The sequence below is a fragment of the Chitinophaga rhizophila genome (assembly GCF_019492185.1).
GTDB classification, from domain to species: domain Bacteria; phylum Bacteroidota; class Bacteroidia; order Chitinophagales; family Chitinophagaceae; genus Chitinophaga; species Chitinophaga rhizophila.
On the sequence record NZ_JAICCF010000004.1, the window covers coordinates 365970 to 386735 of the forward strand.

The 20766-nt window shown below is 44.8% G+C and carries 15 protein-coding genes; 6 read left to right on the plus strand and 9 right to left on the minus strand.

All coding sequences use genetic code 11. The features are described from left to right. Positions 1-242: 242 nt before the first annotated feature. The gene (locus K1Y79_RS21555) at positions 243-1895 is read right to left on the minus strand and encodes a hypothetical protein (protein WP_220252266.1); all 1653 of its coding nucleotides are present in this window, start codon (positions 1893-1895) and stop codon (positions 243-245) included. Between the two features lie 149 nt (positions 1896-2044). Here K1Y79_RS21555 and K1Y79_RS21560 point away from each other — a divergent pair, with 149 nt between their 5' ends. From K1Y79_RS21560 to K1Y79_RS21580, 5 genes are all read left to right on the plus strand, one after another. Next, the gene (locus K1Y79_RS21560) at positions 2045-4642 is read left to right on the plus strand and encodes a M1 family metallopeptidase (protein WP_220252267.1); all 2598 of its coding nucleotides are present in this window, start codon (positions 2045-2047) and stop codon (positions 4640-4642) included. 218 nt (positions 4643-4860) lie between these two features. Next, positions 4861-6621 (plus strand): ATP-binding response regulator, encoded by a 1761-nt coding sequence (locus K1Y79_RS21565; protein WP_220252268.1) that lies wholly within the window; start codon positions 4861-4863, stop codon positions 6619-6621. A 155-nt stretch (positions 6622-6776) separates the two neighbouring features. Then, the gene (locus K1Y79_RS21570; RefSeq protein WP_220252269.1) at positions 6777-7751 is read left to right on the plus strand and encodes a terpene synthase family protein; all 975 of its coding nucleotides are present in this window, start codon (positions 6777-6779) and stop codon (positions 7749-7751) included. 354 nt (positions 7752-8105) lie between these two features. After that, positions 8106-9161 (plus strand): ParM/StbA family protein, encoded by a 1056-nt coding sequence (locus K1Y79_RS21575; protein ID WP_220252270.1) that lies wholly within the window; start codon positions 8106-8108, stop codon positions 9159-9161. Then, positions 9124-9609 (plus strand): bactofilin family protein, encoded by a 486-nt coding sequence (locus tag K1Y79_RS21580; RefSeq protein WP_220252271.1) that lies wholly within the window; start codon positions 9124-9126, stop codon positions 9607-9609. Before K1Y79_RS21575 ends, K1Y79_RS21580 begins: the two co-directional genes overlap by 38 nt. Before the next feature lie 151 nt (positions 9610-9760). On the opposite strand, the gene K1Y79_RS21585 is transcribed toward K1Y79_RS21580, so the two are convergent. The 5 genes from K1Y79_RS21585 to K1Y79_RS21605 all read right to left on the minus strand — a co-directional run bounded on the left by K1Y79_RS21585 (position 9761) and on the right by K1Y79_RS21605 (position 12749). Then, positions 9761-10216: a PA2169 family four-helix-bundle protein gene (locus K1Y79_RS21585; protein WP_220252272.1), complete on the minus strand. Its 456-nt coding sequence runs from the start codon at positions 10214-10216 to the stop codon at positions 9761-9763. A gap of 160 nt (positions 10217-10376) precedes the next feature. After that, positions 10377-10808 (minus strand): nuclear transport factor 2 family protein, encoded by a 432-nt coding sequence (locus K1Y79_RS21590; protein WP_220252273.1) that lies wholly within the window; start codon positions 10806-10808, stop codon positions 10377-10379. 54 nt (positions 10809-10862) lie between these two features. Further along, positions 10863-11732 (minus strand): class I SAM-dependent methyltransferase, encoded by an 870-nt coding sequence (locus K1Y79_RS21595; protein WP_220252274.1) that lies wholly within the window; start codon positions 11730-11732, stop codon positions 10863-10865. A gap of 152 nt (positions 11733-11884) precedes the next feature. After that, entirely contained in the window at positions 11885-12151 is a 267-nt protein-coding gene (locus K1Y79_RS21600) for a hypothetical protein (protein WP_220252275.1), read from the minus strand. A 94-nt stretch (positions 12152-12245) separates the two neighbouring features. Next, complete coding sequence (locus tag K1Y79_RS21605) at positions 12246-12749, minus strand: DUF4251 domain-containing protein (RefSeq protein WP_220252276.1); 504 nt, start codon at positions 12747-12749, stop codon at positions 12246-12248. A 165-nt stretch (positions 12750-12914) separates the two neighbouring features. On the opposite strand from K1Y79_RS21605, the gene K1Y79_RS21610 reads away from it, so the two are divergent. Further along, a complete protein-coding gene (locus tag K1Y79_RS21610) occupies positions 12915-14261 on the plus strand; it encodes a sensor histidine kinase (RefSeq protein WP_220252277.1) in 1347 nt (448 codons plus the stop codon). Between the two features lie 125 nt (positions 14262-14386). On the opposite strand, the gene K1Y79_RS21615 is transcribed toward K1Y79_RS21610, so the two are convergent. From K1Y79_RS21615 to K1Y79_RS21625, 3 genes are all read right to left on the minus strand, one after another. Further along, on the minus strand, positions 14387-15811 hold the full coding sequence (locus K1Y79_RS21615; RefSeq protein ID WP_220252278.1) for a SusD/RagB family nutrient-binding outer membrane lipoprotein: 1425 nt from the start codon (positions 15809-15811) through the stop codon (positions 14387-14389). A 12-nt stretch (positions 15812-15823) separates the two neighbouring features. Continuing rightward, positions 15824-18958, minus strand: a complete 3135-nt coding sequence (locus K1Y79_RS21620) for a SusC/RagA family TonB-linked outer membrane protein (RefSeq protein WP_220252279.1) — start codon at positions 18956-18958, stop codon at positions 15824-15826. A 276-nt stretch (positions 18959-19234) separates the two neighbouring features. Beyond that, entirely contained in the window at positions 19235-20734 is a 1500-nt protein-coding gene (locus K1Y79_RS21625; protein ID WP_220252280.1) for an OmpA family protein, read from the minus strand. Between the last annotated feature and the right edge of the window lie 32 nt (positions 20735-20766).

Here is a 20766-nt window from a genome sequence, read left to right on the forward strand (position 1 = left end):
TAGATTGGTTTTTGCTAAGTAAGATTTTAATAAGTACCAAACAGGGGGCTGCTGAGCATCACATGATAAAGAACATAGTTACGGGGTATCAGCTTACTGCTGATTGCTGTCGGATATCTTAGTGACAATAATAGAGTGGAATTTACAGCTTTATGGGGAATAAATCAGCCGCAGGAGGTTGTACTATAAAAAAATAGCGCTTCCATTGACAGACAATGAAAGCGCCATTCTCAGAAGGATATTTAGAACTTCACCCAGGCCAGGCAGGCTTTCTTCTCCTCTCCCTTTCTGGTGATCAGTATTGTTGCATAAGTGGATTGCTGCTCATTATAGTCTGATGCGCCTAACATACAATAATATCCTTTGTACGTCTCCGGTGTACCAAACAGGAACAATCTTTCCTGTCCGGCAGGCGTACATCTGTAACATACAGTATTCGCTTCGTGTAAATAGCGCATTGGCTTTTTATCCTGAAAGGTACCTCCCTGATCCAGATAGGCCAGGTAATCATTGAAAATGATGTATGTCGCTTTTGCAGATGGCAGGTAGTTATATGACAGGTAAGGAGTAGTATTCAGCGCCTGTATACGGTTACGGAACATCCATTGGCCTTTCTCACGACGTTGGAAGTAGAGTGGCTCATATGTGCCGTTGGCTACCTGCATTTTTATCAGACCGTAACCTGACTGTTCGCGTCCTGCTGCATCCAGTTCAGTTACACCAATGTCATTCAGGTTGGTATGCATTTTATTCCATGAATTGCTGCCGGAAGAGGCGAATACAGACATAGATTCCATCAACACGGTGCTGCTTCCATCTTTCCTGGTTATCAGCGCCTGCGGCTGACCGGTATAGGACCCGGTATATTTCATCTTATCACGTGCATAGGCGCTGACTTTTTCAGTAGCGAGTGCATTGTAATTCTTGAGTTCGAGTGTGTTGCCATCAAGATAATTGATATACGCAGCAGATACAGCTGTTTTAGCTGTCTGGTTGTTAGATGTCGTTACTAGGGCCTGTAAACTATTCACGCCCGCAGCATATTGCAGGGAAAGATGTATATCAGAGAAGTTAGCAGTATAGGATAACGTTTTATGTGTCAGTACGGGCTCAGATTTGCTCCACGCCGAGATCACCACTAATGCACTGGTATCCTTACTATTTTTCCTGCCATTGTTAAGGCCTGCTGTGGCCAGGTAAACCTTATCTCCACCTAAAACCAGCATATCCAGATAGGCCAGATAGGGGTATTCCTGCTGCGGTATAGTAAAGTACTGTTGTCTTATCAACTGATGGTCAGGTGTATAATGAGAAAGTTGCACTCTTTCTGCAGGTGTTTCCTTTCTTTGTAACTCTCCACCAGTAAATGCCGCCACAGCATAATGCCCTGTATTAGGATCTTTTGCTACGTGGAAGTCGTGAGAAGCAAAGTTATCCTGCACCATTACGTCCCTGTGTAATACAGTCGGCAACTCTCCAAGTTTATCCTCTTTGAGCAACTTTGCGGTATTTCCGTCCAATACAAGCCTGTATAGATTAGGTTTGTACTTCACCAGCTGCTGCAAAAAGATCACTACTTGATCATTAATAGCAAAAATACCGTCAATCTCCGTGTCATTCAGTCCGGAAGCATTCCACAGCTGCGCTTTCACCGTCTCTGTTGCAATTACTGCCCGCTGTTTGTCAAATATATTGGCGATTATACCTTGTTTCTTATCAAAATGCAGGTAACAGGTGTTGCCTCCGGGTAACAAGATCACTTTATCAAATCCCTCTCCGGGCTCTGCGAATGTGGCACTCAGCTGTACTGCTGGTAGTTGTGCAGGCGCTTGTGCGGATGCCTGACTGGCAAATAGCAGGAAAAACAGGCCCATGCCTGTCCGTAAGTATCTCATAGGTTAATGTATCGTTCTGATAGTAAAGATATAATATTTTTTAAATGTGATTTGAACTCCTTCATTATTTAGCGCCCTTTGTCCTATTTTCCGCTTTGCGCTTACCGCGCTTTTCCTATATTTATGGCTATTTCCAAATCAGAACGCTAATGACAATCAACAAAATCCTGCTTTGTTCCGGTATCCTGCTGGCTTCCTTCGGTAATGCTGCTGTGGGACAGACTACGCCCTCGAAGTACGACCAGCATGAAGTTTTCAGCCCCCTGTTTTACCCAGCCAGTGGCAATGAGTATCGCAGTGCATCCGGCGCCCCTGGCCATAAGTACTGGCAAAACAGGGCAGACTATACAATCAATGCGGTACTTGATACTGCAACACATCGTATTGACGGCGCTGTAACCATCACTTATAAAAATAACAGCCCTGACAAACTACCTTTCCTGTGGCTCCAGATGGATCAGAATATCTATAAAGAAGACTCCCGTGGCGCTGCAACCAGTGTGGTGAGCGGCGGAAGATTCGCCAATCGTAGCTATACTGAAGGATACAAGATCAAATCTGTCAGCGTTGCAATCGGCTCTAAAAAGGCTGAAGTAAAGTATGTAGTTACAGATACACGTATGCAGGTTATCCTGCCAGAAGAACTCAAAGCCGAAGGCGGTGTTGCAAAAGTATATGTTGACTATTCCTACGAAGTGCCGCAATATGGTACTGACCGTACCGGCCGTTTGAAAACTAAATACGGTTGGGTGTATGAAATAGCTCAGTGGTATCCTCGTATGGAGGTGTATGATGATGTACTTGGCTGGAACTCCATCCCTTACCAGGGTGCTGCAGAATTTTATCTGGAATATGGTGATTTTGATTATACCATCACCGCTCCGTCTGGAATGGTAGTTGTCGGTTCAGGTGCCCTCACTAATGAATCGCAGGTACTGACTGCTAAACAGCAGGCACAGATGGCTAAAGCCCGCAATAGCGACCAGACTGTCATGATCAAAGACAGCAGCGAGGTGGCTAATGCAAAACCAGGTAGCGGCATGGTATCCTGGCGCTTCCAGTGTAAAAATGCCCGTGACATATCCTGGGCGGCTTCTACTGCCTTCATCTGGGATGCTGCACGTATCAATCTACCTAGTGGTAAGAAGACCCTGGCGCAATCTGTATATCCTGTAGAAAGTATTCAGTCTGCAAACGGCTGGCAGCGTTCTACCGAGTATGTGAAAGCTTCCATAGAATTTTATTCTAAACAATGGTTTGAATATACCTATCCCGTAGCTACAAACGTAGCAGGTATTGTCGGAGGTATGGAGTACCCTGGTATTGTATTCTGCTCTTACAGAAGCACCGGTGGTAGCTTATGGGGTGTTACTGACCATGAATTTGGGCATAACTGGTTCCCAATGATTGTAGGTTCTAACGAAAGGAAATACGCATGGATGGACGAAGGCTTCAATACCTTCATCAATGACGGTTCCAGCCAGGCTTTCAACAATGGCGAATATTACCAGAAACCACAAGGCCAGTCAATGGGTCGTGCTATGAACGGCGATCCTATTATGAGTACGCCTGACGTGATTCAGAGCAGCTACCTGGGTATCGCAGCATACTACAAACCTGCGATGGGTCTCGGTATCCTGCGCGACTATATCCTGGGTAAAGAACGCTTCGAGTACGCCTTCCGCACCTACATCCAGCGTTGGGCCTTTAAACATCCTACGCCATGGGACTTCTTCCGTACCATGGAGAATGTAGCTGGTGAAGACCTGAGCTGGTTCTGGAGAGGCTGGTACCTCAACAGCTGGAAGCTCGATCAGGCGGTGAAAGATGTTAAATATGTCAATAATGACCCTGCAAAAGGTGCCTTGATCACCATTGAGAACCTGGAACAGATGGCATTGCCGGTAGTACTGGCAGTTACTGACAGCAAAGGCAAAACAGATACAGTAAAACTACCTGCCGAGATCTGGCAACGTGGTGGCAGCTGGACGTTCAGATTTAATTCAGATTCCAGGCTGACAAAGGTTGTCATAGACCCTGATAAAGCCTTCCCTGATATAGATCCTTCCAACAACGTATGGACCGGTAGCAGCAAGAAAACTCCTGCCGGCGTAACTACAACTACCATCCTCAATAAGTACCTGCAGGCTATTGGCGGGGCTGATAAACTGAAAGGAATCAAAGACCAGACAATCGCTGCTACCGGCGCTGTTCAAGGTACTGATATCAAGATGACTAAAAAGATCAAAGCGCCCAACAAGTTCCTGCTGGATGTGTTCATCCCAATGATGAACGTACACGCAAGTAAACTGATCGTCAATGGCGATAGCGTGACTGCTATACAGATGGGTAGCCCTATTCAATTAGACGCTGCCTCCAAAGAGCGGATTAAAGCAAATATGGCTTTCGTCCCCGAACTGGACTACCTGAAAGGTGGCGTAGATATGCAGCTGTCGCCCACGCTCGTTACTGACGATAACGGCAAAGACAACTACATGATTACTGTAAAAGAAGACGAAACCACCAGTACTGATCTGTATTACGATGTAACCACCGGCCTACTGACCAAAAAAGTAAGCCGTAATGGTGAAGAAACTACAGGTGTAACTGAAACCAGCGACTACAGAGAGGTAAGTGGCTTAAAGTTTCCTTTCATGATCAGAAATATGATCGGAGGTCAGCAAATTGATTTCAAAGTAGATGAAATTAAAATCAACAGCGGACTCTCAGACGCTGATTTTAAATAACCGATAGATAAAAGTTTATCTGTTGAAGGAGAAGCCCTTCTGTCAATATCACCTGATATCGGCAGAAGGGCTTTCTCCTTTACTTTTTTTAATAGTAAATGTCTATATTGTGTATAATTGCACAGACATAGCCAGCTGAAGAAGTATACATCTCAACCTATAACAACACTAACCTAACCCCGGAAGCAATTCCTTTAAACCCAATGCGAATGATTACTATGGGGATCTTTAGAGCTATAACCCTGACTGGTGCAGATACCATTGACCAGAACGAAAGAAACAGAATCATTAAAGTAAATACACTTGCCATAATCACCGGGCTGATGGCTATTTTCTTCGGAACATTCTTCTATATACTCTCCGGCAAACTCGGTTTATTCCTTGGCACACTTGTCGAAGCAGCTGCCTGCTGGTATATCATTTACCTCAACAAAAAACGACGCTATGACATCTCCGCTTTCTATCTGCAAATGATACACAATGCAGCTACCCTATATTTTGGATGTATGCTCGCCAATGTAGTGGAAGCCAGCCTGCTGGCGATATTTCTAATAGGTACATCCCTGCTGATCGTGAAAGACAAACTATTCAGAACCACCTGTATCGTCGTTGCACTCATTACACTATTCCTGCTTGAATTAAACAGATTTACCAACATAATACCTGCCTATGACTTTAGCCCGCTCAGTAGCTTAATCATACACTACTCTGCAATCATGGTCATTGTATCGCTGAACATCCTCATCATTATGTTTTACGTCAAACATAATGACGCACTATTGAAAAGTCAGCAGATTCATAACGAAAGTCTGGAAGAACAGGTACAGATCAGGACTGCCGAGCTGGAAAAATCTAATCATTATAAAAGCATCTTCCTACGTGAAACTAATCACGAAATCCGCGTTCCGCTGAATGCTATCTACTCTATCAGCCAGCTGCAACTCATGGATGCAGAACGGAATAATGACGTAGCCTATATCAAACACGCTGAACACCTGTGTGCAGCCAGTCACCAGGCACTTGATGTGATCAATAATGTACTGGAACTATCACGGATCGAAGCAGGCAGACTACATGAACTGCATCCTGAACCATTTGCTATCAGGCATCTGCTGGAAAATATTGTTGGTACCGGACAATACATTGCCAAAACAAAAGGCGTACGTATCGTGCTGGATTACAATCAACGTGTCATGCCGTCTGATCTGGTCACTGATAAAACTAAACTTACGCAGATCATCAACAACCTCTTGTTCAATGCGCTGAAGTTTACCGCCAACAATAGTGTTGTTACTTTGTCAGCGCTAGTGGATGAGGATAAATGCCGTATCAGCGTCAAAGACCAGGGCGCAGGTATCAGTAACGAGAAAATGGCTCCGATATTTGATCCTTTCATTACTGAATGGAACAGCTTTTCGGGAGGTACCGGCCTCGGATTACATATTGCACAACATCTGGCAGGCCTCCTGGGCGGAGTTATTACCGTAGAAAGCGTGATTGGCAAAGGTACAGTATTCAGTTTCACTTTTCCGCTGCAGACATGTGCAATCCCCGTTTCTGACAGTATTTCCGACATACGGCAAGAGGAACCGATGTACGCTGGTACTAAAGTGCTGATCATTGAAGACGATGACATGAGCCGTATCTATCTCGCCAAATACCTGAGCCAGCTAGGCTGTGAAGTAGACGCTTGCAGCAATGGAACAGATAGTATTGAACTACTTCAGGATTACACTCCGGACGTCATTCTTTCTGACAGACACTTGCCGGATATGGACGCTGAAGAGATACTGGCCTGCATCAAAAACAACCCGTTGTTGCAACGTATACCAGTGATTGTCATCTCCGGCGATGTCTTTGAGGAAGACAGAACTGCCACTATGGAAGCCGGAGCTACCGCTTACCTAATAAAACCTATCGATTTCAGACTCCTCAATATTGTTCTTAACAAATGTCTGAATAGTCCCGCTGTTTTCTAATTTCCTTAGTAAGCCCCTATAGCCTTTCTTCACACTGCCTACAACATTTCTGCTTACAATCCTCACTTCCGGCTGCTACTACTGCAGATATATCGCGTCATTACTGTACACTTTTGTCTGAATTAGTTTTTCTCCTCTTATTTAAATCCAAATTTATGCGACACATTACTGTCCCGGCTCTCCATTGCCCCTTTGAGGCAAAGATCAGTCCCTTCGTACACGAGATTGATCGTCACACTGCATCCTGGCTCCAGGAATTTAATCTGCTCCAAACAGATGAAGCTTACGACCGCTTCCGTAGGTACAAGTTCGCCTGGATGACGGCCCGTACCTATCCGGATGCAGATCTGGCTTTCCTGTGTACAGCAAATGATCTGAATACCTGGCTCTTTGTACTGGATGATCTCTTGGATCATGTTACTCCGGATACTGCAGGCTATCGTGAAAAAGGTTATCTGCAGCAAGTTATAACCGATTTCGTCCGTGTACTCAGGTATGATCAGTCAGTTGACCGCTCCGTTAACCCCGTGCTGGCAGCTTTGAGTGATTTCTGGAACAACATGCGCCCACTTAGCTCTGTATCCTGGCAGTGCCAGTTCACTTTAAGCCTCAAAGCTACTTTTGAAGCAGCAGTATGGGAAGCCGAAAATGCAAAACTTCGCCGGCATCCATCCGTATTTCAGTATATGCAGATGCGTCCCTTCTTTAGTGGCGCTAACCTGGGTACTGATATGCTGGAAGTAGCCGCCGGTACGTATCTACCTGTCTTCGTGCTGCAAAATGAGCAGTTTCAGAAGCTGGTAGATCTGGCCAGAAGGGCAGTCTGCTGGGCCAATGACCTTTTTTCTCTTTCAAAAGAGCTGGCTCATGGCGACGAACATAACCTGGTTGTCGTTATCGGCCATGAACAACAAATTACCCTGGAAGAAGCTATTGCTCAAACCGCAGCCATCCATAACCAGGAAATAGCCATGTTTAATCAGCTGCGTACACAATTGCCTTCCTTCGGCCTGCCTATCGATTCAGCCATCCAGCGTCATGTTGATGCATTGGGTACTATGGTAAGAGGATTTATGGACTGGTCTATCTATGACACGGCTCGTTACCACTTTGACTACACAGCAAGCTGAAACAATTCGCCTGGCAGGTGCTCCCTGTCAGGCTATCTATGCAGTAGTCCTATTTAACGGTGTCACAACATATATGTGAGTTATAAAGTTTAAATTTGTCATTATCTCTTCAATTGCTGATCCACGTCAAATAATTCACCTTGTGATTATATGATAATCAATACCTTTGAAAAGGTGTCATTTTGTGTTTGGTAATGTTTAATAATATTTTATATATTTAACGTCGTTGTAGCATGTGCGCAAGTTAAAGCCCTCTCCTTGCGGCTTTTCTTTATGTCCTATTTGCCTGGTGACCGAGCCGAAATGTTGAAAACTCAAACTCGAAATTTTAATCATATACATAATCCTGCGATCATGAAAGTATCACCTATCAGCTTTCCAAGTGTTTTTGAAACTGCATACGGGAACACTGAAAATTCCTCAAAAGACCTGCTAAACGGACTTAAGATCAGAAAAGATGATAACTGGTACATTGTCGGAAACCTGGCAAGACGCGGAGGTATCAACCCAGGCCGTATTACCAACGCCGCGCCACAGGAGGATGATTATGAAATCCTTTTTAAAGCCGCTATGGTCAATGTACTTGACAAAGTACAACAGCCATTGTCTGTTACTATGGGCTTTCCTTTCTCCACCTACAACATCTACAAAGGCGCAGCAGAGCAGTTTCTAAACAAAAGACATTTCCTGATAGAATACGATACACATACATTCAATAATAAAGGCGCTATTAAAAAAGGTATGCTGGATATTGAACGTTTTGAAGTGATCCCTGAAATAGTTGGCGGTATTATCGGTTTGAAAAAGACTGTCAGCGATCCTAAGACTGACAACTTCATTGCTGTCAGCTTTGGCTTCGGCACCATTGAAGGAGGCATGGCTACTGCCGATGGGCTGATCCATCGTACCTGCTTCAGTTCGCATGGTATAAAGTATGCTATTAACAACCTTGCCCGGGAACTAAATAAGCAATACTACCTGGACATGAAAAATGAGCATCAGTTAGATGACGCTTTCATGAAAGGATCTATCTTTACCAATAGGAAACGCCTCGATCTGAAAGATATGCGTAAGGCATTGCTGACGCAATATTATAAAGAAGTGGTGTCTCCGCTGATGAGAAATTACTTTACTGACCAGGATTTTGAGAACTGTAGCAAAATCTACCTGATGGGTGGCGGTGCGCACTACCGCGAACTGACAGATGCATTTGCAGAAGAATTTAAAGATTTTATTCCTGTTGAAGTGGCTCCTAATCCTGAGAATCTTGTCAGCATAGGATATCTATACAACTCACTGAGGATTTCAGACGATAAACATCAACGTAGTGTAGGACTTGATCTCGGCAATGCGTCCTCGATCATTTCGATATTTGAAGAAGAAACTTTATCTGCTGGCCCAAACTTGTGATGTGATTCCATTGAAAGATCTGATAAAAAAAGCCTTCGGAAAGGATATGTTCCTTATCCCAGGTCAGGTGTCCGTTCAGGGCGCTATAGAATCTACTATCCCCGGACGTATTGATGGTAATGTAAGGGGCGATGTACGCACAGAGGGAACACTGGTTATTGGCAAAGGTGCCAGTATCCGTGGAAATATTCATGCGACAGACCTTGTACATTACGGAAAGGTACACGGAGACATATTCGTAACCAATAAAGCTGTTATTAGTAACAAAGCATACGTAAAAGGAGATGTTACCGCGCTGGTTCTGGAAGTAGAGCAGGATGCAGTAATAGAAGGTGCCATCAGAAAACATCCTACAGATGCTGATCACGTGGTACCAGAGCAGGTTGAAGAAGAAGAGGTAAAGCCGGAAGAGAAAGATGATGAAGAGAAAGCCAGCTCCTGGTTTTAACCATAAGAAATCAGGAATTAATAACTAAGGGTTGTAAAATATACTTTATATCCAACCCTTAGTTATTAATTCCCGAATGGTTTCAGTTGCTGATACTTTCCAACATTAAAATCGCTATCCTGAATCCAACATATCAAGTTGTAATACCTGATTACTTGTTTGCGTCACGCAGCGCTTTGATCTGATCGTGAGATTTTCTCAGTGTTGCCTGCTGTTCAACAATCATTTCACGCAGGTAAGCTGGTAATTCTTCATCTTCCAGCGCTGTTCTGTAAGCGCGCTGTGCAGCATCTTCACCTGCTTCACAGTTAGACAGTACAGTGTGACGATCGTGGCCGGTGAAGATGGCTTTTACATCCATCCACGCACGGTATATCTTACCACTCGTAGTAGTGGAGTTATCCATATCGCCGCCCAATGCATTTACCTCAGTACCTAATGCAAGACGGAGTTCATGACTCTCACTGATCATAGAAGAGAATAATGCTTTCAGATCTGCATCTTCTGCCTTCAGTTCTTTCAGTGCTTTTTCATAACCTTCGATACGGTCATTATTAATCTGGATCAGATCATTCAGTACCTCGATAGTTTCAATTGTAGCTTGCATAAAATATTTTTTTTTGGTTAACAGATAAGGCTTAACCGCCTCGTTGTTACTATTAACTGTCTCAAAACTATGCCATAAGGATTTTCAAGGAGGCTGAATGACTGATTCCGTAGAACCTGGTGTAATGTTGTCTCCACTCTGTGTATATTAGCGGACGACCTCAGGCAGGAACCTTCACTGCCTGTCTCGCCAGCAGTTTCCATTGACTACCTTCCTTACTCCATACCAATAGGATATGTAGTTTTACCTGCCCTGCTACACCTCCGTCGTTGGTCGCTGCACTAAGCGTATGTCTCACAATTGCAGTGCTGCTGGTAACAGCGATTGTCTGATTGGTAAGGTCAATAGAAACAAAGTCAGATTTACCACTGACGATGCTGGAAACAAACGACGCCTTATCTTCAATTTTTCCGCTGGAATGACCATAGGAAAGCTTTTCATCTGACAGCTTTTCCAGCGTGACTTTATCTGCGTCAACCATCGCCTTCCTTAATGACTCTACCTGTGTAGCTACAGCTTTTTCCTCTTTGGACTGTGCGAAAGTAATTGTTGACATAAGGCAAAATACCAATGCTAGTGAATAATTTTTCATACGGGGATCTGTTATGCAATAAAAATATAGAATTGAAATGTAAATACTGCATTTTTATCTTTTTATAGCAAATGCTACCCGATAAAACTCATACCCTTTATCATTACGTTCCGGCAGATAATAGCTGCGGTATTCAACAGCACTATGATCCTCCAGCAGTTCTATACCAAAATCATCCAGGTATCTTCTGACCAGGAAAGGCTCCAGTCCGAAAGTCCACTGCTCCTCCTCCTGCTTCAATTCCTGTATGAGCTTCTCTCCTCCGAAAAAGGCTGCGGGAGAGCGCAGTACTTTTTCATCCACATAAGTAAAGATAATATAGGTGCCTGCGGCAAACTGTCCCATGAAGGCAAAAGTTGCAGCCACCGCTTCAGGAGACAAGTAGTTACTGACGCCTTCCCATATAAACACGGTAGGCAGCGACTTATCTATACACTGTGGAGAAAGGTGTTCAAGCTTTTGCTCATTGGAGTCAATCTCCAGGTAGCGTACGTGCGCAGGAAGCCGGCCTAAACTCCTTAACAGCCTTTCCTGCTTTGATCTGGCCGTAGCAGGATGATCTACTTCAATAACGGGCAGTGCTCTAAGAAAGCCCAGTCGTAAGGCGCGGGTATCATAACCGGCACCCAGTATGACGACCTGTTTTACACCGTCTCTGACTGTCTGCTGTAACAGTTCGTCAATGTAGCGGGTGCGCGCTATACCTGATGATAAAGCACCGGGGATCTTTCTGCGGATGATACGGTCTACCAGGTTGCGGATAAATGGTACAACGGATAATTGAGTGATGAACTTAAAGCGTGCAGTCAGGAAAGAAAAAGCATAAGGATCGGTGAACAGTCTTTTCCCGGATGGGCGGTTAGTCTCCAATGCCCGGAACAGCGCCATATACTGGGCCGTACGACTGGCTGTGTCTGTCTTCATAACGAACGGAGAATTGAGGGTTTATCTAAAGATAATAAAAAGATAATGGCATTACATCTTTTTTTAATTACATAAAAAAACTGCGGATGATATTATCTCCCGATAATACCATCCGCAGTTAGTACTTCGTAATTCGTACTAATTGCTATACACTAGCTAAGCGAATATTCACTGTTCTTCACGAACGCAAGAAATGCTTCCTGTGTCCATTGCTGATAATCTGTAAGATTGATACCAAGCTTCTCATCACGGTCAACCTCTTTTATCTCACGACTATCCCAATAGCCTTTAGCCAAAGATTGTACATTATCTGTAGCTACCTGTGTATTTACACCGTAGTCTTCAGGATAGCTTCTGTAATTACCCATTGCGAGTTCCTGTATTTCATGCTTCACGCCTTCTCTGTTATTCTTTGACATAGTTCTCATTTTTGGTTCGGTATAAGTAAAACAAGAACTGTTCCTAGTATGCCAGATTTGTAGACTGTTAAGATAATTTTAACGTAACCTTTAGTTATCTTTTACTTTTCTTCTGGGTAATATATCCGGTGAAAGATATCGGCTGCCTGTTATTGCTGATCACCTGCAACGAAGCATATCCATTATCTGACACGGTGAGTGTCATTAATCGTGTGTCCTGGGTATCCTGTGGTTTGATAGTGATATCCCATCCTCCTTTCTTCCTTGCCTCCTGCTTATAATCAAATTTAGTGGATGTAAACTGAATGCCTCCTTTTGTCGGATCCATAGGAGCCGTATAGGCGCGACCGAAGTACGGCAAAAAACTGATTATTGAGTCAGGAGATATTTTCAGGTCGTACTCGGAAGTTATTTGACGATTAGGCGACGGACCAGTTGGTTGTACCGTTTGTACCTTAAATACGAAATTGCGTGCAGCCACTATCTGTTGAATTACTTCCTGCTTATCCGGTTTACTATCCTGCGCATATGATTTATCCGCAGACAATCCCATAAACAGCGTGAATACTGTTAAACCCCAAAATTGTACACGTCTCATAAAGAATTTGTTTATCCTTATAACGTACGAAGATCATTCCACATTTTGTTCACCATCGCCGTTATAACATGTATGTGTTATAAATAATCCCCTTTATTCTTAGAACTTTGCGTAACTTATCGATTATCAGCATTTATACTAACAGAAACCAGTAAACACCAATATTTGCACAAACTTGCACGTCAATTAGCCAATATTTGGGAAGAACTTGTGGGAGATCCTGCATCCTTTTCCCTGGAGAACCGTGCGTTCAACTCAATCAGTGTCGTAACCATGGCACTGCTTACCGTACTGTTGCCTTTTAATATGTGGCTTGGATTGACATTAGTGTGGGTGATTGTTGCAACGCTACTGATATTACAGGTATTCTTTTTCTATCTTTCCCGCTACCGGAGGATATATAATGCCAGCATGCTGGCTTACGTGATTGTCAGTTATATTACCCTGACTGCCACCTTCTACCTGAACTCCGGTAGCCACGGCCCTGCCCTGCTCCTGTTCTTCCTCACCTTCAACCTGCTGATCGCTTTTAGTCCGCGCCGCCGGCACTGGATCTGGGCATTTCTGCACCTGTTGCTACCAGGCATCCTGCTGACCAAAGAATATTTGGATCCTTCCTGGATCCAGGACAGTTATGGCACGGTGGAAAACAGATATGTTGACATTCTTTCAAGCTACCTTATCACACTAACTTGTATATACTTAATTACCAATTATTTAAGAAATAACTACGAAAGAGAGAAACGCAATGCAGAGGAACGGGCTAATAAAATAGATATACAGAATATTAACCTTGAGCAGTTAAATCAGAAAAAGGATAAGCTGTTTTCCATCATCGCCCATGATCTGCAAAGTCCGCTGAACTCAATTATCACTACCCTGCACCTCATTGCCGAATATGAATTAGAAGCTGACGAAAAGAAAATGCTTGAGGATGAGCTGCTAACGCTAACGAAAAATACTTCCAGCCTGCTTACTAACCTCCTTACCTGGTCCAAGCTTCAGATGGACGGCAAAGGAGTAAGACTCAGTTCAGAGAATGTGCATGACGCGGTAGAGAGAGTGTTAGCTATTCAACGCCTGCTGGCGGACAAGAAAGCCGTAAACATCCTGTCCAAAGTAGACCCCGATGTTTATATTACGGCAGATCATAACATGTTGGACCTGGTAATCAGGAATCTGATTAACAATGCTATCAAGTTTACACCTTCTGGCGGACATATAGAAATAGATCTTCATATCAAGGAGCAATGTTGCCATCTGACTATCACTGACAATGGCATCGGTATTGACCCTAGTCATCGGGCAGAGATCTTTTCACTGAAGACCCAATCCACTTTTGGTACCAATAATGAAAAGGGCATCGGACTGGGACTTGTGCTCTGTAAGGAGCTATTGGCCTTACAGGACGGGGAATTATGGTTTGAAAGCACACCCGGAGAAGGCACTACCTTTTACGCCAGTTTCCCACTTAGCGCAATCACGGTGTCAGAAGATACATTATCCTCCTGATAAGCAATAAATTGATGCCGCTTATATCCCGTTCATCTTACGTTCATCCTACGTTTATGAACGTAGGATGAACGTAAGATGAACGAAGTCTAAGTACGAGTATATCCTCCTGAAATAGGTTTACATTACTTATCCCACCACAGGCGATCTGTCAGAGAAGCTACTGAAGGAACATTTTCAGGATTACGGCTTGTCTCAGAAGTTGGATATCCTACCCTGCGAATGAAGGTGTTCAATAACGCACCCTGTGGCAGCCTGAAGTCTTTATACTGATAATCGTTCCTGCGAGCATCAGTCCATGTTTCCGGCTGGAGAAAAGTGGCTACGTATTTCTCCTTGAAGATCAACGTCTTGGTAAAATTAGCCAGTCCTACGGCCACCAGGGGATTAGTGATATAGGCTTGTTTATCAACCGCGGCTACGCCCACTTTATCCATATTTGCAGCAATGCCGTCCAGGTAAGCCTGGTAGGATCTGGCCCTGTCCGTAGCAAAAGTAGCCTCAGATTCAATAAATTTCATCTCTGCATACGTCAGCATCAGTAAGGGAGCTCCGCCCCGGGAATAGAAGCCATTTACAGACAACGCACTGGCAGAATTGTCTGTACCGGAGCCTGTTCGTCCCACGCCATTCACAGTCCCCCTGTAGTCTCCGAAACGGGTAAGATCGGTAATAAGCGGAAGGCGGGGATCAAATACGCCATAGGTAGTCCCGTTCAGCGCATTTACAAATGTCGCGCTCAACCAGCCGTCTAGCGTACCACTGGCATTATTCTTTGCGACTCCGTTCCAGGGACTCAAACTTTCAAACCGGGTAATCTGGGCATCGTCAGCATTCGAAGTATAAGCGTTCTGAAGCGCAGTCAACACAGCGGCAGGATCGTAATCTGGCAGTTTGCTTTGCCTGTTCAGCAGACGTGCTTTCAGCGCATAAGCTGTTTTAATCCAGGCCGCCTTATTTCCTCCATGCACCAGGTCATTGCCTGGATCCAATCTGACTAATGGATTGGACAGGTTAAAAGCAGCAATGCCCTGATCAATCAATGACAGGCAGCTGTCATATATAGCCTTAGCCCCGTCATAAGCCGGTTTAAGATTCTGGCCGTCAGACCATGCTTCACTGTATGGCGCGTCTCCATATAGATCGACCAGCATACTCATATTCAGTGCTTCCAGAACGTTGGCAACACCGAGATGTTCATGCGCACCTTGCGCAAGCGCAAGTTTCTTCATCTGGCGGATATCTGTAACGTTCAGATACAGGGCACGCCAGTTGGTACTACGGTCTACATCATCATATACATCAGAACCGCTACCAGTATTCGGAGACGCCAGCTGCTGTACATAATAAGAAGTGATATAGCCAGTGGAATAAACATTAACGCCCGACTGATAGGTGACAGCAATAAGTAGCCCGTTGATCGGGGGCCGTTCGCTCAGGTTTGGATTATGCTGGTTAATATCCAGGTACCCCTTTTTACAGGCAGGCAAACTGACACTGAGTCCTGCTGCAAGTAATATTGTATATAGATAAAGGAATGTACGTTTCATAAAGTTCAGAATTTAGAATTTAAGATTCAGGCTAAACAGGAAACTGCGCGTGGCTGGGTAAGTGAATCCGGAGAATGAATCGGAAGCATTGCTACCGGCAGCTGTCGAACTCGTCTCAGGATCAAAACCGGTGTACCTGGTACTTAGCCAGAGGTTATTACCCGTAAATGAGACGGTTGCAGTCTTGATAGCCCTTGTAGGCTTCAGCCAGGTTTCCGGTAATGTATAAGCCAAAGACGCTGACCTTAATCTTACCCAGGAAGCATCTTCTATGAAGTTTTCGCTGGCGCCCCGGAAGTAATTCCTGTAATAGCCAGCACCATAATCCACTCCGTCAGGGCCTTTAGCCTGTCCCAGGTAAACTGGTTTTGTATTCGCCGTACCGTCTGCCAGTACCCCATTGAAAACAATAGTCTGGTCCCTGTTTTCTGTTTGCCTGGATTCGCCAAATGCCGATAGAAAATTAGACAGCTGGTTGTATTTATAGTTGCCCTGCCTTACATCTACCAATAGCGACAAAGACAGCTGCTTATAGCGGAAGGTTTGTGTTGTACTACCAATCCACTTGGGCAAGGTACTGCCCAGGTACCGTTGATTGGAAGCATCGTCCAACACGGGAAAGCCGTTTGCGCCAATCAACAGGGGCAGGTCATTACGTAGCGTTTGCCTGTCATCTGTTTCAGCACCATAATAACGTTTGTAGGTTCTCCCATATAAGGCACCATAAGACTGTCCGGGAACAAGTTTAGTACTTACGGTGGAACTCAGATAACCATATTGAGAAGACAGGATAATCTCACTCAACCGTAGATCTTCATTCAATTTTTTAACGGTGTTGCTATTGGTGGAGAAGTTGATACGGAAGTTCCATCTGAAATCATTGTGAACCACAGGGTAAGCCGTCAGTGTAATCTCCAGTCCTTTGTTGTGAATTTCTCCTGCGTTTACATATGCCTTGTCAAAACCTGTTGTTGTAGAAACATCTACCGGTACAAGCAAATCTTTACTTTTCTGCTGATACACCACAGCCTCGAGTCCGATCCTGCTATCCAGGAACGCAAGCTCTGTACCTATCTCAGCGGTCTCGGTAAATTCCGGTCTTAGGTTAGGATTCCCCAACGTTCTGTTCTGGTAGAATGGTACATTTGCACCAATCGTCGTGCCTGCCCTGAATCCATTGGTAATAGCATAAGCGTCTCCGTCTTTACCAATCTTTGCCCAGGAAGCCTTCATTTTACCCACACTCCACCAACGAGGTACCTTAAAGTGATCACTGAAAATGTAACTGAGACTGACAGATGGATAGAAATAGCTGCGCTGATTCCTGGAAAGCGTAGACGTATAGTCCTTTCTGCCGGTTACTTCGACATACAGCATACTATTCAATCCCAGCGTGAGATCCGCGAAATATCCATAATTGCGGTAGTCGTAGATATAGGACTCAGCCGTCACTCGTTTGGCGTTATTCAGCAGGAACAGATCCGGCACAACCAGGGTATCGCCTAAGACGCTGTTTCGTCTGACCCGCTGATCGCGCAGGTCATGTCCTACCTTCAGGTCAATGGAATACTTACCATCAAAGACATGCTGAAAATTTGCCATCAGGGTAGATGTCAGATTGCGGCTACGTAAGTTATATTCATACATAAACCCGTATTCGTTGTCATCGAGATTGGGTACTTCACCCACCAGGCCCAATGGTCCGGGAGCCTGATGTACCCTGCCATCTGTGTAAAAATCATTCCCTACGCGATAGGTAAAGTTCAGCCAGGTAGCTGGCTGGTAGGTCACGAACGTGCTGGCAATTGTACGGTTTACGTTATCTCTGAACTTATTTGTTGATAAGGTGTAAATCGGATTGTTGGTACCACTGCTATACGTTTGTTGGGTCCCATCAGGTTTCACATAGTCTTTCATATTCCATCTGGGAGACCAGTAGATGATCTGTTCACCATACCGGTCTGCGTTTACCCTGTTACCACCGGAGCTGATATAATTGAGGGAGACGCCTGCATTGAATTTATCGCTAAGCTGAAATTGCCCGTTGATCCTGGCATTATAACTGGTAAAATCACTGAACGGAATCACACCTTCCTGATCCAGATAAGACAGCGAGCCTAATAATTGCACTTTATCCATTCCACCACCCACGTTAACCGTGTGACGAGTTTGCGTACCGGTACGGAATGCCTGTTCATAGTTATTGTATAGCTGGTCGGGGTGAGTAGCATCCAGTTTCTTCGCTTCTTCAACTGTTGGACCGAAGGTTGGCCAAAAGCTGGCCGGATCGTATTCACCCAGATAACCTTGAGAAAATTTTGATTGTACCTCAGGTGTTTTATTTACTTTGTCAAAGCCATACATACCATTGTAGGTCAGATTCAGCATTTGCGAATTATTCGATTTTGTGGTGATAACGATTGCTCCGTTGGCAGCCCGTATACCATACAAGGCAGTAGCGGCACCTCCTCTCAGTACAGAAACGCTCTGTATATCATCCGGGTTGATGTCAGCAGCGCGGTTAGTCATACCACGTGTTTCTGCACCGCCGGTTGTATAGGTACTATTATCAATTTCGACACCGTCTACGATAAACAAAGGCTGATTGTTTCTGTCGCCCGCAATGGAGTTGATACCCCGGATAATGATACGGGATCCTTGTCCCGGACCACCGCCTGAGCTGGATATCTGCACACCTGCTACTTTCCCTTGTAACGCATTTACGACATTCGACTGGTGGTTAACGTTCAGTTCTTTGCTATCGATCTGCTGCACAGTATAACCCAGGGCGCGTTTTTCCCTTTTTACGCCAAATGCCGTAACGACTACCTCACTAAGATCTTTCTGGGACGAACGCAGGGTTGTATTCAGTACATCATTCGCACCGACGGTTGTCTGTTCTGTATTATACCCGACGTAGGAAAATATCAGGGTAGCGTTATCTCCGGTGAGGGTAATGGAGAAATCGCCTGTTGCGCTGGTAAATACATGATTTTGTGTTCCTTTTTCCAGCACGGCTACGCGTTCGAGCGGTTGGCGGGTGTATTCTCCGGTAACCTGTCCGCGTATTGTTTTACCCCTCTGGGCAAAGGCAGTTGCGCTGACTGCTAATAGCAGTATGAGCCACAGCCCGGTAATAACTTTCATAAGCTGTTAAGTTTAGCGTGAGTGATGTGAAATAGCATGAGATATCCTGGCCGGATGTCGTACAGCATGATTTTGGTTAAACATTTAAAAAGATTGATCCCTGGAGTGAGTAATCAACTTAGTGTGTCATCGACATAAGCGACTTTCTTTTTATTAGATTTTGATTTTCCCTTGGTTAAACAAGCAGTTCTACTTCCCGATGAGACAAAATAGCAAAACAATCATTCTTTTGCAAGGCCTTCACATATCAAAATAATTCTAATCCGAGGGTAAACATTAATCCGGGCTATAAAAGATAATGATTTCCACTCTACGGTTACGCCGCCTGCCTTCTGCGGATCGGTTATCGGCTACGGGCTGACTTTCACCGGCACCAGTAATGAGCCTGATATCATTTCCCAGTCCATGTTCCTGCATATAATCGGCTACTGCATTGGCTCTTTTTATAGAGAGCGTATTATTGTAGGCAGTGGTACCAGCATTGTCCGTATGTCCGTTTACCTGCAGCTGTATATTGCCGTTCCTTGGGATTTTCTGCATGAGACTGTCCAGGGAGCTGAAGAGGGCCCTGTTCAATTCACTGCTATTGAATTTAAAGAGAATATCCGGTATTACAAGCGTATCTGGTTGCGATATAACAGGGCGGGGTTTAAGGGTATCCTTGGCGATTGCCGGCCGGCAAATAATCATTTCGACCCGGTTGTTCTCGCCTGCTGCACTACCGGAAGTGTCATACCGGGGATGGGTTCTGCCAGCACCCAGTACATCAAAATCGTCAAAGCTGAAGCCTTCATTATATACCAGGTAGTTGGCTACAGCTTTTGCCTTATCCGCAGAAACAATACGGTTATATTCAGGTGATGCGGCCTGCCAGGCATACCCTATCAGTACGATTCGACTACGGTTGCCTTTATAGCGGTTCAGCGCATCGTCTATCTGTTTTTTATAACGGGCGTTCAAGCTGCTTTTATCTGCAGTAAACAGATCATCTCTGAGAATAATTGTATCACAACCTGACGAGCCATCCAGCCTATGTATTACATTGCCGGCAGCGAGTAGCTTTTCAGGAATACTATGCCGGTGGTGTTCTGTGTATAAAAGAGCGATAGTACTGTCAGCGCCTGTGCAGGCAACAGGACCATCGTCGGCAGTTACACTGATACTATCGATAAGCAGCTGAGCGTTGTTATAGTTACCACCACTCCCTTCCTTGCGCTGTGGAGGGCGGAAATTTCCGATCAGCATATGCGAGGAGGCGGAATTGGCAACAAATGTCTTTTCCAGCATATACCAGGGATGATTGAGGCGAAAAAGTTTCTTCTGAACGTCATTTTCACTTAGTTCAAGCGTGGCCGGAGCGGTGAGGCAGGTAGCATTATCCGTAAATACAAAAGCCGTGTCAAAGCGGATGCCGGCTCTGAGCGGATAGTTGTTGGTGTTCATGTAGATCCGGATCTTGTAGCGGCGACCTTTTTCCAGCGGACAAAGCAGCCGGGTCTGTATGTATACCCGCATATCAGGATTATCCGTGCCTTCCTGTAAGAGGTTAACAAAATGCTGTCCCTGTAGTGCTGCACCATTACATAGGTATTTCATCCTTGCTATCTCCGGTGCTACGGATAGCCAGGCAGAAGGGGCACACGGAGCAATATATTCCGTACAGATATTTACATCTTCGAAGGAAGCGTTTGGCACCAGGTTTTGCGCAATCAGCCCCAACGTACAGTAACAGCAAAGCAGTATCGTGTAGATACTTTTTCTAACATTGGCCAGCATGCACGTGGAATTATATATCTTAGTCCATCTAA

Coding starts and splice junctions, on each gene's coding strand:
- K1Y79_RS21555 (WP_220252266.1), bottom strand. CDS start 1,895: ATGAGATACTTACGGACAGGCATGGGCCTGTTTTTCCTGCTATTTGCC.
- K1Y79_RS21560 (WP_220252267.1), top strand. CDS start 2,045: ATGACAATCAACAAAATCCTGCTTTGTTCCGGTATCCTGCTGGCTTCC.
- K1Y79_RS21565 (WP_220252268.1), top strand. CDS start 4,861: ATGGGGATCTTTAGAGCTATAACCCTGACTGGTGCAGATACCATTGAC.
- K1Y79_RS21570 (WP_220252269.1), top strand. CDS start 6,777: ATGCGACACATTACTGTCCCGGCTCTCCATTGCCCCTTTGAGGCAAAG.
- K1Y79_RS21575 (WP_220252270.1), top strand. CDS start 8,106: ATGAAAGTATCACCTATCAGCTTTCCAAGTGTTTTTGAAACTGCATAC.
- K1Y79_RS21585 (WP_220252272.1), bottom strand. CDS start 10,216: ATGCAAGCTACAATTGAAACTATCGAGGTACTGAATGATCTGATCCAG.
- K1Y79_RS21590 (WP_220252273.1), bottom strand. CDS start 10,808: ATGAAAAATTATTCACTAGCATTGGTATTTTGCCTTATGTCAACAATT.
- K1Y79_RS21595 (WP_220252274.1), bottom strand. CDS start 11,732: ATGAAGACAGACACAGCCAGTCGTACGGCCCAGTATATGGCGCTGTTC.
- K1Y79_RS21600 (WP_220252275.1), bottom strand. CDS start 12,151: ATGTCAAAGAATAACAGAGAAGGCGTGAAGCATGAAATACAGGAACTC.
- K1Y79_RS21605 (WP_220252276.1), bottom strand. CDS start 12,749: ATGAGACGTGTACAATTTTGGGGTTTAACAGTATTCACGCTGTTTATG.
- K1Y79_RS21615 (WP_220252278.1), bottom strand. CDS start 15,811: ATGAAACGTACATTCCTTTATCTATATACAATATTACTTGCAGCAGGA.
- K1Y79_RS21620 (WP_220252279.1), bottom strand. CDS start 18,958: ATGAAAGTTATTACCGGGCTGTGGCTCATACTGCTATTAGCAGTCAGC.
- K1Y79_RS21625 (WP_220252280.1), bottom strand. CDS start 20,734: ATGCTGGCCAATGTTAGAAAAAGTATCTACACGATACTGCTTTGCTGT.